Raw genomic sequence first — 16472 nt, forward strand, 5'->3', positions numbered from 1 at the left:
CGGTAGGGGGTCGGGTCGGGCGGGGTCAGGTGCCGGGAGCGCCAGAGATAGCCGCCCGCGAGCAGGGTGACCAGTCCGGTCAGCAGGAAGAGCAGCCGGTAGTCGAGCGCACCGACCAGCAACGCGCCGACGCCTATCGAGAGGGCCTGGGGCCCGCTGACCACCGCCTCGGAGGCGGCCGTGACCCGGCCGAGCAGGCGCGGCGGGGTACGACGCTGGATGAGCGTGTTCAGGCCGACCATGGTCAGCGGGATCGACACCCCGGCCAGCAGCACCGCCGCCACCCCGAGCCGGAGATCGGGATAGGCCAGCGCCAGGGCGGCCGGCCCGAAGAACGCCACTCCGGTCGCGAGGGTGCCCACCTCGCCGAGACGGCGTACCGCACCGGGTGAGCAGAGCCCGCCGACCAGCCCGCCGACGCCCTGCACGGTGACCAGGACCCCGACGAACGCGGCGTCCCGGCGGAGCCCCTGGTCGACGTATGCGAAGATCAACGACTCGGTGAAGCCCATCACGAGCGAGCCGAGCCCGTAACCGAAGAGCGCCCGACGCAACGCGGGTTCACCGGCCAGATGCCGCAGGCCCGCACTCACCTCGGCCGACCAGCGCGGCCCCGCGAGCACCGGCGTCTCCTCCCGGGTACGCAGCATCCCCACCACCGCGGCCGCCGTCACGAACCCGAGCACACCGACCCCGGCCAGGGCGGGGCCGCCGATCGCGGCGTAGAGACCGGCGCCGGCGAGCGGGCCGATCAGGCGCAGCCCCTGGCGTACGGTCTGGAGCACGCCGTTCGCCTCGGCCAGCAGCTCGATCGGGACCAGTTGCCGGATCAGCCCGCTGAGCGCGGCGCTGAGCGCGAGGTACGAGAGTCCGTACAGGGCGGCCACCGCGTACACGATCCACACGTCGTCGCGGTCCCGGACGAGGAAGAGCGGGCCCAGCAGCACCGCGGTCACCAGGTTCGCCAGCACGAAGAACGGTCGCCGCGGGTACCGGTCGACGAACCACCCGACCAGCGGCGCCAGCGTCATCGGCGCGATGACCGCGAAGATGGTGGCACCCGCCATGCCGTCGGAGCCGGTGAGGTCCTTGACCCAGATGGCGAGCGCGAGCAGCAGGATGGACTCCGCGCTCATGCTGGCCAGCAGCCCGCAGAAGAGCAGGCGGAACTCGGGTCGGCGCAGGACGTGGCGCATGGATCCTCCGGCTGGCGGTGGCGTACCCGCGCTGGGCACGCTCTTCGGGGTGGCGTGGGCGGTCCGGACGCCGTCGTGGGGCGGTCGCACGTTCCACGGTCCTCTTTTCTGCAAGACACGCCCCCGCTGGAACGTCCGACACCGGCCGCGCCGTCCATACTGACCGTGGGGGGCGAACTTCATACAGTTACCGTCGCGTCTGCGGCGGTCGATGGGAAAGAGGACACCCTTGCCTCCTGCCTCACCCAGCCCGATCCTGCGCCGCCGCAGGCTCGGCACCGAGCTGCGCCGACTGCGCGAGACCGCGGGCCTCACCGGGGACCAGGTCATCGAGCGGATCGGCTGGGCATCCGCGTCCAAACTGTCCCGTCTGGAGAACGGACGCAGCCGGCCGGATCCGGAGGACGTCCGGACCCTGCTCGACCTCTACCGGGCCGACGAGTCGCTCCGTGACGAGCTGCTCGGCATCACCCTGGAGGCCGGCGACATGCGCGGCTGGCTGAAGAACTTCCCGGTCATGACCCAGCAGCAGCGCAGCTTCGCCGAGCTGGAGGCGGGCTGTGCCGGGATCTCCGAGTACAACCCGGTGCTCGTCCCCGGGCTGTTGCAGACGGCCGGCTACGCGGGCGTACGGATCGCCTCGGCCCGGCAGGTCGCCGACCAGGCCGGTGATCCGGAGCCCGCCGAGGAGACGGAGACGGAGGTGCAGGCCCGTCTCGCCCGGCAGTCGCTGCTCACGCGGGAGTACGACCCACCCCGCTACACCGCGGTCATCGAGGAGGCGGCGCTCGGCCACCGGGCCGGCCCGCCGGAGGTGCTGCACGAGCAGTTGGTCCAGCTCTGCGAGCTGGCCCTGCTGCCGAACGTGACGCTGCACGTGCTGCTCCGCGAGACCCGGGTCGGCGAGTGGTACCTCCCGCCGACCGCGTTCTCCCTCTACCGGTTCGCCGATCCGCTCGATCCGGAGACGGTCGCCATCGAAGGTGGCTTCACCGACGTCATGTCGACCGACGCAAAAACCCTGAATCGCTATAAAGTGGTGTTCGAGTGGCTATGTACGGCGGCACTTCCCGCCTCGGACACCCTCGCCTGGCTGATCGAGTCGACGGGACGGCTGACCGAGGCGGACTCCCCGTCCACAGTGGCGTACGGGCCGGCAACGGCGCCGGTCCAACGCCGCCGGCAGCCGGGGCGACTGACGGAACGGTGATCCACGGGGGACCCTCCGTCGGAGCGTGCACCACTCGTCCCATCGGAGCGGTTCGAATGGAGCAACCATGAACGAGATCCGCAACAACGTGTCCGTCCCCGCCCGACAGCTGGCGGACGCCCCGTGGCGCAAGAGCACCCGCAGCCAGACCTCCAACTGCGTGGAGGTCGCCCCGGTGGGCGCCGCCGCCATCGCGCTGCGGGACAGCAAGGACCCGCAGGGCCCGGTGCTGTTGTTCAACCGTGCCGGTTGGCTCGGCTTCATCGCGGGCGCGAAAGAGGGTCAGTTCGATCTGAACTGACCGGGTCGACGAGACAGGGCCGCCGGTGGCACGCCGGCGGCCCTGTCGCATTTCCGACCGGACCGCCGCTGACCAGCCATCCCCTGATCGGACGACGCTCCGAACCAATCGTCGAGTTTCACTTGCTGGGACGAACACGGCGCGTAACATGACGAGTGAGTGACGTGGAACTTCCACACCGGCTCACCAGTCGCGGCTCATCGGAGACCCCCATGCGGTTCCTGATCGTTCGCACCGACATCCGCTCCGTCGCCGACGGGGACATCGCCGCCGCCTGGGCCGGCGGCCACCGGTTGCGCGACGAGACGACCGCGCCCGAACCACGCCGGCAGGTCGTCCACGCCGAAGACCGGGAGGCCGCCCTGCACCTGGCCCGCGCCCTGGCCTCGGTGGGCGCGGTCCGCGCGGGCCGGCAACGGATCAAGGTGCTGCCGCTCGGCGAACCCCTACCCGCCTACGGCAGCCGGCAGACATGAGGCGTCCGTCGTGGCCGGACCGGCTCCCCCGCCGTGTTCCTCGCCCACCGACCACGACGGCCCGTGTTCCCGGCCCGTGACCGCCGCGGCAACGACGGTCACGGGCCGGGACCGCATCCGGCACGGCCGCTCCGGCGGCTCCCGCACTCAGCGCGCCTCGTCCACCCAGCCGTCCAGCCAGCGATGGATCAGGAAGAGCGCGATCGACGCGGGTGGCGGCAGCACCAGTTGGGCGCCCCCGCCCACGTCCACCGTCCGGCCGGCCAGCGCCGCGCCGATCTCCGCCCGGGTGAACCAGCGGGCGTACGCGATCTCGGTGGGGTCGATCCGCACCGGGTCCTCCGGGTCGGCGGTGGCCAGGAAACCGAGCATCAGCGAACCGGGGAACGGCCAGGCCTGGCTACCGACGTACGTGATGTTCCCGACCCCGACGCCGACCTCCTCGCGGACCTCGCGCAGCACTGCGGCCTCGGCCGACTCCCCCGGCTCGACGTAGCCGGCGAGGCAGGAGAAGCGCCGCTGCCCGGGGCTGCTCGGCCAGGCGGCGTTGTTGCCCAGCAGGCACCGCCCCGCCAGGCCCGCCACCCCGTCATACACCAGCACGATCATGGCCGGGTCGGTACGCGGCCAGACCCGATCACCGTCGCGGTCGATCCGGGACCAACCCGCCTCGTCCATCTCGGTCGGTGACCCGCTGGCCGACGAGTAGCCGTGCCGGATGTGCCAGTTGAGCAGCGCCAACGCCGTGGTGAACAGGCCGGCGTCCCGGTCGCTGAGCAGGTGGCCGACGTCGCGCAGGCCGACCACCCGGCTGCCGGCCAGCTCCGGCAACGGAGTGTCCACCGCGAAGACGGGCGTCCCGTCCTCCTCCACCCCGAGGAACATCGCCGCCGCCTCGCTGCCCGGTGGCAGGTCATCGGCGCTGAACAGGACCAGCTCCGGCGGGTTCGCGTCCGTCCGTACCAGCGTCCGGCCCTCCGCCGTGGAGTCCAACACCAGCACCCGACCCCGCAGCCACGCCTCCGCCAGCCAGACCCGATCCGTACGGTGGTGCGCGGCCCGATCCAGCGTGGAACGGGCCAGTGGTGGGGCGCTCTCCCCGCTCATGACGATGTCTCGACCGGGGTCAGCGTGGCCAGCGACGGGGCGATCCGTTCGGCGTCCCCGAGCACCACGGTGACCGCGTTCGCCGGGGCGAGGTAACGGGCCCCGGCCTCCGCGACGTCCTCGACGGTGGCCTTCGCGAGCCGTGCGGCGTGCTCGGCCAGGAAGTCCAGCCGCAGGCCGTTGCCCGCGTACGCGCTGACGAGAGCGGCCAGGCCGGCCTGGGTGGACATGCCGAGCTGAAGGGTGCCGAGCGCGTACTGGCGGGCCTGCTCCAGCTCCTCCTCCTTCGGCGGCAGCGAGGCGAGCCGGCCCAGCTCGTACATCGTCTCGAGCAGCGCCGGAGCGGTCACCTCGGTCGCCACCTCGGCGCCGGCGACCAGCACCGAACCGGCCACCGAATGTTCGACCACCGAGTGCGGTCCGTAGGTGTAGCCCTTGTCCTCGCGGATGTTCTCGACCCAGCGCGAGGAGAAGTAGCCCCCGAAGATCAGGTTGGCCAGCTGCAGCGCCGCGTGGTCCGGGTGGGTGCGGGGCACCGCCGGCAGCGCGACCCGCAGCGACGACTGCACCGAACCCGGCCGGTCGACCAGCAGCAGCGGGCCCGGCTCCAGCGGCGGGGCGGACGGCAGCTCGGCCGGCTGCCCGTCGCCCTTCCAACCGGAGAGCGCCTCCTCGGCGGCGTCCAGCGCGCGGTCCGGGTGCACATCGCCGACCAGCACCAGCACCGCGCCGGCCGGGTGTACCCGCTCGCCGTGCAGCCGACGCAGGACGGGCGGACGGACCGCCCGAACCTGATCCGGCTCCGGGGTCTGCACCGCGTACGGGTGCCGGCCGTAGATCCGCTTGAGCAGCGCCGTCCGGGCCAGGTGGGCGGGCTGGCTCTGAGCGACCTGGATCCGGTCGACCAGGCGATCCCGCTCGATCTCCACCCAGTCACCCGGATAGGTGGCCCCGGTGAGGACATCGGCGAGCAGCTCCAGCATCCGGCCCAGACCGGAGACGAGGCTCGCCCCGGAGAGCATGAGCCGGTCCGGGTCGACCCCGGCGGCGAGACCACCGCCGACCTTCTGCAGCTCCGCGGCGATCTGCGTCGCGGTGTGGGTCTCCGTGCCGGAGAGCACGGTCTGCGCGAGCATCGCGCCGCGGGCCAGCTGGGTACGCCCGAAGGGCACCCAGAGCCGCAGCTCGACCAGGGGCACCGCCGGCCGGCGTACCGCGATCACGGTGAGGCCGTTGGCCAGCGTCCGCTCCGCCTGCTTCGGTAGCTTGAGCTTGCGATTGGGGCCGAGCGGCGGCAGGGTCCGCGGCGCCGGATCGACGGTTGCCGTCACGTTCTCCTTCTTCGTTCGCGACTGCGGGGCTCGCAAACCCGGCTCACTCCTCGCGCTCACCGGGTCCTTCTTCGTTCGCGACTGCGCGGCTCGCGAACCCGGTCTACTGCTCGCGCTCACCGGGCGCCCCCGGCGATGACCTCGATCGTGGCGCGGCGCTGCGGCCGCAGCATGGCGGCGGCGGCGCGCACCTGCTCGTCGGTGACCTCGCCGACCAGCCGGGGCAGCTCGTTGAGCAGGCCCGGCTCGGCACGCTGCTGCTCCAGCACCGCCATCCGCAGCGCCCGGCCGAGCACCGCGTCGGTGTCGCGCAGCAGGTGGGTGGCCATGCGGGCCTGGGTACGAGCCAACTCCCCCTCGGCCAACCCGTCGGTGGCCAGCCGGTCCAGTTCCTCGTCGACGGTGCGCAGCACCTTCTCCACGTCCCCGCCGGGCGGCAGGTGGGCCTGGAGCAGCAGCGCCGTCGGGTCGCGGACGTCGAACGGGTCGCCCATGAAGCCGAGGTAGCCGCCCACGCTGGTGACCGTGCGGTCCCGCTGCACCAGCCGCTCGACCAGCCGGGAGGCGTCGCCGTCGGTGAGCACCTCGGCCAGCACCACGTACGGCAGGTAGCCGAGGAAGTCGGTGTGCGGGTCCGGTACCCGCCAGGCGCTGGCGACCGCCGGCAGCGGGGCGAGCTTGTCCGTGTACGACGTGCGCCGCTCGGCGGTCAGGTCGGGCTCGGTGAAGTCGGGGCGCTGCGGGGCGGGCCGGGCCGGCACGTCGCCGAAGTGCCGTTCGATGAGCGTGGTCGCCTCCGCCACGTCGATGTCGCCGCTGACCGCCAGTACGGCGTTGCCGCTGGCGTAGTAGCGCCGGAAGAAGTCCGCCGCGTCGGCGACGGTGGCCGACTCCAGGTCGTCGAAGGAGCCGTAGCCGTCGTGGGCGTTGGGGAACGTGTCGAACATGACCGGCGGCAGGGTCAGCCAGGGAAACCCGCCGTACGGCCGGTTCAGCACGTTGACCCGGATCTCCTCCTTGACCACGTCCACCTGGTTACGCAGGTTCTCCTCGGTCAACCGGGGGCCGCGCATCCGGTCGGCCTCGAGGAAGAGCGCCCGTTCGAGGGCGTTGCTCGGCAACGTCTCGAAGTAATCGGTGTAGTCGAGGTGGGTGGAGCCGTTGAAGGTGCCGCCGGCGCCCTGCACGTGCCGGAAGTGGGCCAGCTTCTCCAAATTCTCCGAGCCCTGGAACATGAGGTGCTCGAAGAGGTGAGCGAAGCCGGTGCGTCCCTCCGGTTCGGAGCGGATGCCGACGTCGTAGACGACGGCGACCCCGATCACCGGGGCGCTCCGGTCCGGGGTGAGGACCACCCGCAGGCCGTTGTCGAGGTTGAACCGCTCGACTGGATATTTGGTCGCTGGAATTCTCGATCTCCGCGCCGCCACGTGACCGACCCTAGCGCGTCGACACGTCCGCCACGTGTGACCTTCGACAGCCGCCGCGACCGGGGTAGCCGGCGCATTGACGCACGGGTCCGGGTGCCGCAACGGCGGTCCGGCGCCCACCGCCGGACGGCCGTTGTCTTCGACAGTCCGGTGGTGGGCCGGCAGGCGTCAGTCGCGGCGCGGACGGCGTGGACGACGGGACCGCCCCGACGCACGATGCGTGGGCCGGCCCACCTGCCGCCCATCCCCGTCGGTCGCCCCGCCGGTCGCCCGCCCCGAGGCGGGACGGTTGGCCGCGGCGGGCGCCGGTGGCGCGATCGTCACCGGCACACCGGAGGGTTCCCGTGCCCCGGTCAGCCGGGCCAGCGCGTCGTCGCCGGAGCGCACCTGCACCGACTCGGGGCGGATGCCGGCCGTCGCCATGAGACGGGAGACGTCCCGGCGCTGCTCCGGCACGACCAGGGTCACCACCCGGCCGGCCTGACCGGCGCGGGCCGTACGGCCGCCCCGGTGCAGGTAGTCCTTCGCCTCGGTGGGCGGATCCACGTTGACCACCAGGTCCAGCCCGTCGACGTGGATGCCCCGGGCCGCCACGTCGGTGGCGACCAGGGTGGTCACCAGCCCGGTGCGGAACTGCTCCAGGATCCGGGTTCGCTGCGGCTGCGACTTGCCGCCGTGCAGCGCCGCGGCGCGTACGCCCCGGGCCAGCAGCTGACGGGCGAGCCGGTCGGCCCGGTGCTTGGTGCCGAGGAAGAGGATGGTCCGCCCCTCGCGGGCGGCGATTTGAGTGACCGCGGCCGACTTCTCCGCCGGGTCGACGTGCAGCACGTGGTGGCTCATAGCGGTGACGGTGGCCGTGCCCGGGTCGACCGAGTGCGACACCGGGTCGCTCAGGAAGCGGCGGACCAAGCGGTCCACGCCGCCGTCCAGGGTGGCGGAGAAGAGCATCCGCTGCCCGTCCGGGGCGACCTGCTCCAGCAGCTTCGTGACCTGCGGCAGGAAGCCCATGTCGGCCATCTGGTCGGCCTCGTCGAGCACCGTGACCTGGACCTGGTCGAGGCGGGCGTCGCCACGGTTGATCAGGTCGTGCAGCCGGCCGGGCGTGGCGACGAGCACCTCCACCCCGGCGCGCAGCGTCTCCGCCTGCCGGTGCAGCGACAGACCCCCGACCACCGTCGCGCAGCGCAGCCCGACCGCGCGGGCGTACGGGGAGAGCGCCGCGGTCACCTGCTGGGCCAGCTCACGGGTCGGCACCAGCACCAGCGCCAGCGGACGGCCCGCGCGGGCCCGCCGGCCGGCGGTGCGGTGCAGCAGGGGGAGCCCGAAGGCGAGGGTCTTGCCGGAGCCGGTACGACCGCGGCCGAGCACGTCCCGGCCGGCGAGCGAGTCGGGCAGGGTGGCGGACTGGATGGGGAACGGCTCGGCGATGCCCTGCGCCGACAACGCGGCGAGCAGGGCCGGATCCAGGCCGGTACTGGCGAACGACGGGATGACGTCAGTCATGGGAAAGCCTTCCTCGAGGCGGAACGTGTCGAGGAAGGCGCCGGGGTGGCGCTGTCGCCGAAGCGGCGGAGCCGCCGGCGGTCGCAAGCACGAACCGAATGGGGTACGAGCCGGCCCGCCGCGCGGCGGGCCGGCTCGTCACTGCGCCCCAGGGGGCGAAGTGGGTGGTACGGAGTTACCTGACGATCAGAGCGGGCGGATGTTGGCCGCCTGCGGGCCCTTCTGGCCCTGCGTCACCTCGAACTCGACCCGCTGGTTCTCGTCCAGGCTCCGGTAGCCGGAGGACTGGATCGCCGAGAAGTGCGCGAAGACGTCGGCGCCGCCGTCGTCCGGGGTGATGAACCCGAAGCCCTTGTCAGCGTTGAACCACTTGACCGTGCCAATTGCCATGTTTCGTCTCCTTGACGGAACGTCGAACCCGCACCTGCTGCGAGCCCGGTAGAGCACTCGCGCGGAATCGCGTCGAGCACCTGTCGCTGCTGGTCGCCCCGCCCGGAGAACTCCGGACACAACAAAGTGCGCCTGGGGTCACGATCCACCAGGCGCACACAGAGTCTCTGGTAACCAAAACTGCAACAACGTCAACCTATCACGGATGCGGGCGCGATGTGTCGGGTTCCGCCGTGTCGGGCACGGCGGCGATCAGGTTCGTCAACCCGGCCACGTCGAGCAGATCCGCCGGACGGACGGTCACCCCGTCCCGTACGTAGTGGAAGGCCGCGCCCACCCGGTCGACCGGGACCCCGGCCAACTCCGCCCAGGCCACCCGGTAGACGGCCAGTTGCACGGCGGCGGCCTCCGCCGCGGCGCCGGTCGGCTGCGCGCCGGTCTTCCAGTCCACCACGTCGTACCGGCCGCCCGGACGGCCGAAGACCGCGTCCATCCGGCCCCGGACCACCACCCCGGCGATGACCGTGGCGAACGGCACCTCCACCTCGACCGGCACCCGCTCGGCCCACTCGCTCGCCAGGAAGCGCTCCTGCAACTCGGCGAGAGCCTCGTCCGGAGCGGCGTCCGCGTCGGCCGCTCCCGGCAACTCGTCCACGTCGAGCAGCCGATCCGCACCGAACCGCTGCTCCAGCCAGGTGTGGAAGGCGGTGCCCCGCCGGGCGTACGGGTTGGGCTCGGTGGGCACCGGGCGGCGCAGCGTACGGGCCAGCCCGTGCGGGTCGCGGCGCAACGCCACCAGCTGGGTGACGCTCAGGTGACCGGGGAGCGCCACCTCGACCGGGCCGGTGACCCGGGTCAGCTCGGCGCGCTCGGCCAGCAACAGGTCGACCTCCTGCCGCCAGCGCGCCACCTCCGGGTCGTCCGCCACCGGATCCGGTCCGACGTCGCCCCCGGCCGGCTCGCCGGCAGGCGCGCCGCCGTGCGCGTCGCGGGCACTGGTCGGCGCGGCGTCGCCCGCCTCGCGCGGGCTGCCCGTTTCCGCGTCGGCCCCCGCCCCCTCGGTCAGGAACCGCCGGACCATCGCCGCGGCCTCGGTCAGCGCCGGCCGGCGCGCGCCCAACGGATCGGCCGGCCACTCCGCCCGGAGCACCACCTCGGTGGTCGGATTCACCGCGTCCGGCGCCGGCTCGGCTGCCCAGACGTCGACCAGGTGGCCGGGCCCGCCCTCCGCACCGGCGTCCTGCACCTCGAGCAGGAAGACCGACGGGCCACGGGCCCGCTTGGTCCCCTCCCCCCACCAGTAGCCGGAGCAGAGCAGCAGCCGGCGGGGGCGGGTCACCGCGACGTACGCCAGCCGCCGCTCCTCCCGCTCGTCGTGCGCCCGCCAGTCGTCGGTGAAGTCGGCCAACGCCCGGGCCACCCCGCGCTGGTCGGTCACCTCACCGAGCTCCAACCGGGGCAGGCCGTCGGCGTCGCCGCGCAGCGGGAAGGGAAGTACGCCCAGCCCGCCGAGCCAGTGGTCGGAATTGCGGACCGGACCCGGCCAGACGCCACGGGTGAGGCCGGCGACCGCCACCACGTCCCACTCCAGACCCTTGGCAGCGTGTGCGGTGAGCACCTGCACCGCCCCCTCGACGACCTCCACCTCGCCCGGGGTGAGGCCACGCTCCTCGTCCTCGGCGGCGGCCAGGTAGGCCAGGAACGCCGAGAGCGTCGCCCCCGGCGTCTCGCCGCTGAACCTGGCCGCCACGTCACCGAGCGCGTCCAGGTGACCGCGGGCCAGGCCGGCGTCCCCCGTGCCGTCCCGGCCGGCCCGGACCGCGACCTCCACGTCCAGGCCGACGGTCCGCTCGATGTCCGCGATCAGATCCGGCAGCGACTGGTCGAGCCGGTAGCGGAGCAGCGCCAGCTCCCGACCGTACGCGCGCAGCCGCGCGTAGCCCTCCGCCGAGTACGCCTGCGCCGGGCCGAGGTCGGCCAGCGCCTCGACGAGCGTCGCCTCGTCGAGCTGGTCCGGCGTGATCTCGGGCGCGCCGTCGGCGGCGAGCTGATGCCGGGCCACCGCTATGGCGCGGGCCCGGCGGTGCAGGGCCACCAGGTCACGCGGCCCGATCCGCCAGCGCGCGCCGGTGAGCAGGCGCAGCAGCGCCGCACCGTCGGTCGGGTCGGCCAGCACCCGCAGGGTGCAGACCACGTCGCGCACCTCCGGGGTGTCCAGCAGGCCACCCAGGCCCACCACCTCGACCGGCAGGCCACGTTCGCGCAGCGCCGACTCGATCGCCGGGATCTGGCTGCGTACCCGGACCAGCACGGCGGTCGTCGGCCGCTGCGGCACCGGGATGTGCTCGGGCAGCGCGTCGGGCATCCGGGCGGCCCCCCGCCACGCGGCCAGCACGCTGTCGGCGATCCACGCCGCCTCGTCGGCGTACGTCTCGAGCAGGGCGCAGTGCACGGTGCCGCCGGCCGCGCCGCGCGGGCTGCGATGCGGAATCGGATCGCGGACGGTAGGCGCGGCGTGCAGCTCCGGCACCCGCGCGCCGGCCGCCCGCAGCGGCGTGGCCAGCGCGTTCGCCACCGCGAGGATCTCCGGCCGGTTGCGCCAGCTGGTGGTCAGGCCGAGTGCGGAGGCGGGCGTGCCGTCGCGGCGCGCGAACTCGGCGGGGAACCGGTCCAGCGTGCCCGCCGACGCCCCTCGCCAGCCGTAGATGGACTGGCACGGGTCACCGACCGCGGTCACCGGGTGCCCGCCGCCGAACAGGGCGCCGAGGAGCACCACCTGGGCGTGGCTGGTGTCCTGGTACTCGTCGAGCAGCACCACCCGGTAGCGGTCCCGCTCGATCGCGCCGACCCCCGGGTGGTCCCGGGCCACCCGTGCCGCCCGGGCCAGCTGGTCGGCGAAGTCCATCGCCTCGAAGTCCTCCTTGCGGCGGGCGTACGCCCGGACCAGCGGAAGCAACTTCAGGCGCGTCTGCTGGAGCTGGAGCGCCTTGCGCACGTCGGCGTAGACCCGACCGGGATTCGCCTGCACCTCCGCGAAGAACCGGCCGGTCCAGGCGGCCAGCTCGTCCGGGCCCACCAGGTGCTCGTCCAGCTCGCCGGCGAGCGCCAGCACCGCGTCGGTGACGGTGCTCGGCATCCGGTCCACCTCGGACATGTCGCCGTCGAAGTTGCGCACCAGCAGGTCCACCAACTGCCAGCGGGACGCCTCGGTGAGCAGCCGGGTGGACGGCTCGTAGCCGGCGCGCAGCCCGTGCTCGGCGACGATCCGCCCGGCGTACGAGTGGTAGGTGGCGATGGTCGGCTCACCCGCGAGCGGATCGTCCAGCGGGTCCCGCTGCCGCCGGCCGAGCCGCCGGATCAGCTGGTCGAGACGGGTGCGGACGCGGTGCGCCAGCTCGCCGGCCGCCTTGCGGGTGAAGGTCAGCCCGAGCACCTGCTCGGGACGGACGTACGAGTTGGCCACCAGCCAGACCACCCGGGCGGCCATCGTCTCCGTCTTGCCGGACCCGGCGCCCGCGACCACCAGCAGCGGCTCCACCGGCGCGGCGATGATCGCCGCCTGCTCCCGGGTGGGCGCCGGCAGCCGCAGCAGGCGGGCCAGCTCGACGGGGGTGTAGCGGGGCCCGGCGTCGGCCACCCGGGGCGCCGGGGTCGCGGCGCCGAAGAGGGCGGGCTGGGTCACGGCGACACCTCGGTTCGCGGCTCGGGGCCAGTCGGGCCACTCCTCGCGCTCACGCTCGTCAGCTCACTCCCCGCGTTCCGGCTGCCCCTGGCGGCGGACGGCCGGCGGTTCGACGACCTGGCGCCCCTGACCGGAGACCGGGCAGCTGGTCCGCACCGGGCAGACCCGGCACTTCGAGTTCGCGACGGCGGCGAAGGTGGCGGCCGCCATCGTATCGGCGGTGCGACGCACCAGCGCGGTCGCCCAGCCGGCCTCCGGCCCCTGCGCGGCCGGCGGCTGGCTCTGCTCCTTCGCTTCCTTCGCCGTCGTGCCGAGCTGCACCAGGGCAGCGCCACCGGACTCGTCGCCGAAGTCGGCGAACGCTCCCGCCTCGACGGCCGCCTGGTACGCGCCCAACTGCGGATGCTCGGCCAGGTCGCTCCCGGTCACCGCGGTGGACTTGCCGGTCTTCAGGTCGACCACCACGAGTCGCCCCTCGGCGTCGACCTCCAGCCGGTCGACCCGTCCGACCAGCTCGACGGGGTGGTGCGGGTCGTCCAGACGTACGGCGAACTCGTGCTCGATGGCGAGCAACCGGCGAGGATTCCCGGCCAGCCAGCGGAGCAGCTTGTCGACCATCGCCTCGGCCCGCGACCGCTCCGGCCCGGCCATCCAGCGGGCGGCCAGTTCGATGGCGTCGAACCTGGCGGCCACGTAGTCGAGCAGCGCGCCCCGGTCGGCGCTGGCGTCCTCGGCGAGCATCGCGGCAGCGTGCACCAGATTGCCCACTCCCTGTGCGGTGCTGGCCGGCGCGTTGCCGCCGTGCCGCTCCAGCAGCCAGCGCAGGCTGCACCGCAGCGCGCTCTCCATCGCCGAGGGGGTCACCCGGACCGGCTCCCCCTCGTCCACCAGCGGGCGGTCGTCGGAGAGCCCGCGCAGCCCCCACCAGTCGTCGGGATGCGCGCCGGAGACCCCGGCCGCCGCGAGCCGGGCCAGCTCGGCCGCCGCGGCGCGCCGCCGGGCGTACGGGACCGCCGGGTCGACCACCACGGTGCGCAGCTCGGCGACGACGGCGGGCAACGTGAGCGCCCGGGGAGGCCGGGTGACGGGCAGCGCCGAGGGCCGGGCCGGACCCTCATCGGCGTGATCCGTCTGGTCGCCGCCCCTGTCCTCCCCGTCGCCGCGCGACGCGCCATGCTCCGCCGGCCCGCCGTCGGCCACGTCGCCCGGCCCGGGCGGTACCGGGCCCCCGCCGGCCGAGGTTGGACCGCCACCGGCCGAGGTTGGACCGCCACCGGGCGAGGCCGGACCGTCGCCGGGTGGGTCGAGCGGCCCGAGTTCGTGCAGGAAGCGGCTCGGCTGCTCCTCGTGGTCGTCCCCGCCCACCGCCGCCGAGGCGACCGCGCTGACCAGCAGCCGCCGCCGGGCCCGGCTCACCGCGACGTGGAACAGCCGCCGCTCCTCGTCGAGCAGGGCCGAGGTCTGCCCGACCACTGTGGCGACCCCGCCCCCGTCGACGGCGCGGCCGGCGAGCACGTCGACCAGCCGCTCCGAGCCGAGCAGGCTGCCCCGCAGCCGCAGGTCGGGCCAGACCCCCTCCTGGACCCCGGCGACCGCGACCACGTCCCACTCCAGTCCCTTCGCCGCGTGCGCGGTGAGCAGCCGGACGGCGTCGCCCCGGTCGGCGGTCGGGGCGAGGGTGTCGGCCGGCAGCTCCTGGCCGAGCACGTGGTCCAGGAACACCTCCGTACGCGCACCGGGCAACCGGTCGGTGAACCGCGCCGCCGCGTCGAAGAGCACCATGACCGCGTCGAGGTCACGGTCGGCGGCCTCGGCGCGGCGCCGCCGCGCGACGTCCCCCTCGCCGGGCACCGGCCGTCCCCGGCTGATCGCGCCGGCCCACCGCTCGGCCAGGCCGCTGGCCTGCCAGACCGACCAGAGCACGTCCTCGGCGGTGGCGCCGGGACGCTCCGCCGCCGCTCGGGCGCCCGCCAGCAGCGCGGCCACCGTCTGCGCCGGCTCGGCCCATCGCCGGTCGATGCCGGCCAGCTGCGCGGGGTCGCGCAGCGCCTCGACGAGCAGCTCGCCGGAGGGCCGCCGTTCGCCGGCGGCCAGCGCCAGGGCGCGTAGGCCCTGCCGGAGCCGCCGCTCGGCCAGCGGGTCGGCGCCGCCGAGCGGTGAGTGCAGCAGCGCGACGGCGGCCTCCTCGTCGAGCCGCTCCGGTTCGAGCGCGCAGCGCAGCAGCAGGAGCAGTGGCGCGACCGCCGGTTGCAGATGGAGCGGCAGATCCTCACCGTGCACGACGGTGGGCACCCCGGCGGCGTGCAGCGCGCGGCGCAGAGTGGGCAGCTGAAGCGCCGTGGAGCGGAGCAGCACCGCCATCTCCGACCAGGGAACCCCGTCGAGCAGGTGCGCCGTACGCAGCGTGTGGGCCAGCCAGGCGGCCTCGCTCGTCGCCGAGCGGAAGGTGTGCACCTCCACGGCGCCGGGCGGCGTGTCGGGCAGCGGTCGCAGCCTGCGGTGCGTGGCGGGGCCGCGCAGCCGACGGGAGATCCGGCCGGTCGCGGTCAGCAGCCGGGGGCCGGCCCGGTAGGAGGTGGCGAGCAGCACCTGCGCCGCCGGAGCGCCGGACACCGTCCGGAAGCGGTGCGGGAACGTGGTCACCCCGGCCGGATCGGCGCCGCGGAAGGCGTACGTGGATGAATCCGGATCGGCGAAGGCGACCAGCGACTTGCCGCCGCCAGCCACCACGGCGAGCAGATCCAGCTGGGCCGGGTCGGTGTCGGCCAGCTCGTCGACGTAGACGTACGCCAGTCGACGCCGCTCGGCCGCGAGCAGCTCCTCGTCGTCGCGCAACAGCCCGGTGGCGGCCCGGACCAACTCGGCCGGGTCGTAGGCGATCGAGCCACGGTTACTCACGTCCCGCAGTGCCAGCACGGCCACGTACTCCCGCAGGAACCGGGCGGCCGCCGGCCAGTCGGCCCGGCCGAGCTTCTCGCCGAGGCGGGCCAGCTCCACCGGGCCCACCCCGCGTTCGGCGGCCCGCATTAACAGGTCGCGCAGCTGGGCGGCGAAGGCGCGGGTGCGCAGCGCCGGCCGCATCTCCTCCGGCCAGCCGACCGGATCGTCCTCCGGCTCCTCGCCGACGACGTCCAGCAGCTCGCGGATGATCAGATCCTGCTCGGGACCGGTGAGCAGCCGTGGCGACGGCTCGCCCCGCTCGGCGGCGGCGCGGCGGAGCAGCCCGAAGGCGTACGCCGGGAAGGTGCGTACCAGGGGCTCGCGGAGCACCCGGTGACCGTCGCGGGCCACCCGGGCCTCGATCCGGTGGCGCAGCGCGGTGGCGCCCCGCCGGCTGAAGGTGAGCACGAGGATCCGCTCGGGGTCGACCCCCTCGGTCACCCGCGCGGCGACCGCCTCGACGAGGGTGCTGGTCTTGCCGGTGCCCGGGCCACCCAGGACGAGCATCGGGCCGTCGGTGTGCCCGATCACCTCCGCCTGCACCGGGTCGGCCCGTCGCGTCGCGCCGTCACCCGGACGCCACGGCCGGCCCGCCGCCCGCTCGCCCACGGCCGGCGCCGCAGCCGCACCGTCGCCTTCTGCTCGACCGGGTCGATCACCTGCCGGTCGCGCCGACGTGCCGCCCTCGACGGTCACACCCGACGGTAGCCGGATCTCGTCGACCGACCCCTCGGCCCGGTCGACCCCGCCGGCCGACCCACCGGGCCGGTCGACCCCGCCGGCCGACCCACCGGGCCGGTCGACCCCGCCGGCCGACCCACCGGGCCGGTCGACCCCGTCGGTCGGCCCTGCGGGCCGACGCACCAACCGGTACGCCTGCATCAGCTCATCCCACCACGCCCCTACGAC

Annotated in this window: 11 protein-coding genes; 3 read left to right on the plus strand and 8 right to left on the minus strand. The window is 74.3% G+C overall.

The genetic code is table 11. From position 1 onward, the window contains the following. The coding region (locus tag E1211_RS21290) for an MFS transporter (protein WP_243709630.1) at positions 1-1196 on the minus strand (1196 nt) is incomplete at its 3' end. Between the two features lie 229 nt (positions 1197-1425). Here E1211_RS21290 and E1211_RS21295 point away from each other — a divergent pair. From E1211_RS21295 to E1211_RS21305, 3 genes are all read left to right on the plus strand, one after another. Next, positions 1426-2406, plus strand: a complete 981-nt coding sequence (locus E1211_RS21295; RefSeq protein ID WP_132350771.1) for a helix-turn-helix transcriptional regulator — start codon at positions 1426-1428, stop codon at positions 2404-2406. A 67-nt stretch (positions 2407-2473) separates the two neighbouring features. Then, positions 2474-2707 (plus strand): DUF397 domain-containing protein, encoded by a 234-nt coding sequence (locus tag E1211_RS21300; RefSeq protein WP_132350772.1) that lies wholly within the window; start codon positions 2474-2476, stop codon positions 2705-2707. Positions 2708-2919: 212 nt separating this feature from the next. Next, the gene (locus tag E1211_RS21305; RefSeq protein WP_132350773.1) at positions 2920-3183 is read left to right on the plus strand and encodes a hypothetical protein; all 264 of its coding nucleotides are present in this window, start codon (positions 2920-2922) and stop codon (positions 3181-3183) included. A gap of 147 nt (positions 3184-3330) precedes the next feature. Here the strand turns inward: E1211_RS21305 and nudC are convergent, their stop codons facing one another. The 7 genes from nudC to E1211_RS21340 form a co-directional block, all read right to left on the minus strand. Further along, a complete protein-coding gene (gene nudC / locus E1211_RS21310; RefSeq protein ID WP_132350774.1) occupies positions 3331-4290 on the minus strand; it encodes an NAD(+) diphosphatase in 960 nt (319 codons plus the stop codon). Beyond that, a complete protein-coding gene (locus tag E1211_RS21315) occupies positions 4287-5621 on the minus strand; it encodes a pitrilysin family protein (protein WP_132350775.1) in 1335 nt (444 codons plus the stop codon). Before E1211_RS21315 ends, nudC begins: the two co-directional genes overlap by 4 nt. Positions 5622-5737: 116 nt before the next feature. Beyond that, positions 5738-7048 carry a pitrilysin family protein gene (locus E1211_RS21320; protein WP_132350776.1) on the minus strand — a complete coding sequence of 437 codons (1311 nt, stop codon included), beginning with the start codon at positions 7046-7048 and terminating at the stop codon, positions 5738-5740. A 168-nt stretch (positions 7049-7216) separates the two neighbouring features. Beyond that, on the minus strand, positions 7217-8551 hold the full coding sequence (locus tag E1211_RS21325) for a DEAD/DEAH box helicase (RefSeq protein WP_132350777.1): 1335 nt from the start codon (positions 8549-8551) through the stop codon (positions 7217-7219). A gap of 186 nt (positions 8552-8737) precedes the next feature. Beyond that, entirely contained in the window at positions 8738-8941 is a 204-nt protein-coding gene (locus E1211_RS21330) for a cold-shock protein (RefSeq protein ID WP_076466503.1), read from the minus strand. A gap of 199 nt (positions 8942-9140) precedes the next feature. Continuing rightward, entirely contained in the window at positions 9141-12623 is a 3483-nt protein-coding gene (locus E1211_RS21335; protein ID WP_132350778.1) for an ATP-dependent DNA helicase, read from the minus strand. 63 nt (positions 12624-12686) lie between these two features. Continuing rightward, on the minus strand, positions 12687-16445 hold the full coding sequence (locus tag E1211_RS21340) for a PD-(D/E)XK nuclease family protein (RefSeq protein WP_132350779.1): 3759 nt from the start codon (positions 16443-16445) through the stop codon (positions 12687-12689). Positions 16446-16472 lie beyond the last annotated feature (27 nt).

The sequence above is a fragment of the Micromonospora sp. 15K316 genome (assembly GCF_004348525.1).
Lineage (GTDB): Bacteria > Actinomycetota > Actinomycetes > Mycobacteriales > Micromonosporaceae > Micromonospora.

Coding starts and splice junctions, on each gene's coding strand:
- E1211_RS21300 (WP_132350772.1), top strand. CDS start 2,474: ATGAACGAGATCCGCAACAACGTGTCCGTCCCCGCCCGACAGCTGGCG.
- E1211_RS21305 (WP_132350773.1), top strand. CDS start 2,920: ATGCGGTTCCTGATCGTTCGCACCGACATCCGCTCCGTCGCCGACGGG.
- nudC (WP_132350774.1), bottom strand. CDS start 4,290: ATGAGCGGGGAGAGCGCCCCACCACTGGCCCGTTCCACGCTGGATCGG.
- E1211_RS21325 (WP_132350777.1), bottom strand. CDS start 8,551: ATGACTGACGTCATCCCGTCGTTCGCCAGTACCGGCCTGGATCCGGCC.
- E1211_RS21330 (WP_076466503.1), bottom strand. CDS start 8,941: ATGGCAATTGGCACGGTCAAGTGGTTCAACGCTGACAAGGGCTTCGGG.
- E1211_RS21340 (WP_132350779.1), bottom strand. CDS start 16,445: ATGCAGGCGTACCGGTTGGTGCGTCGGCCCGCAGGGCCGACCGACGGG.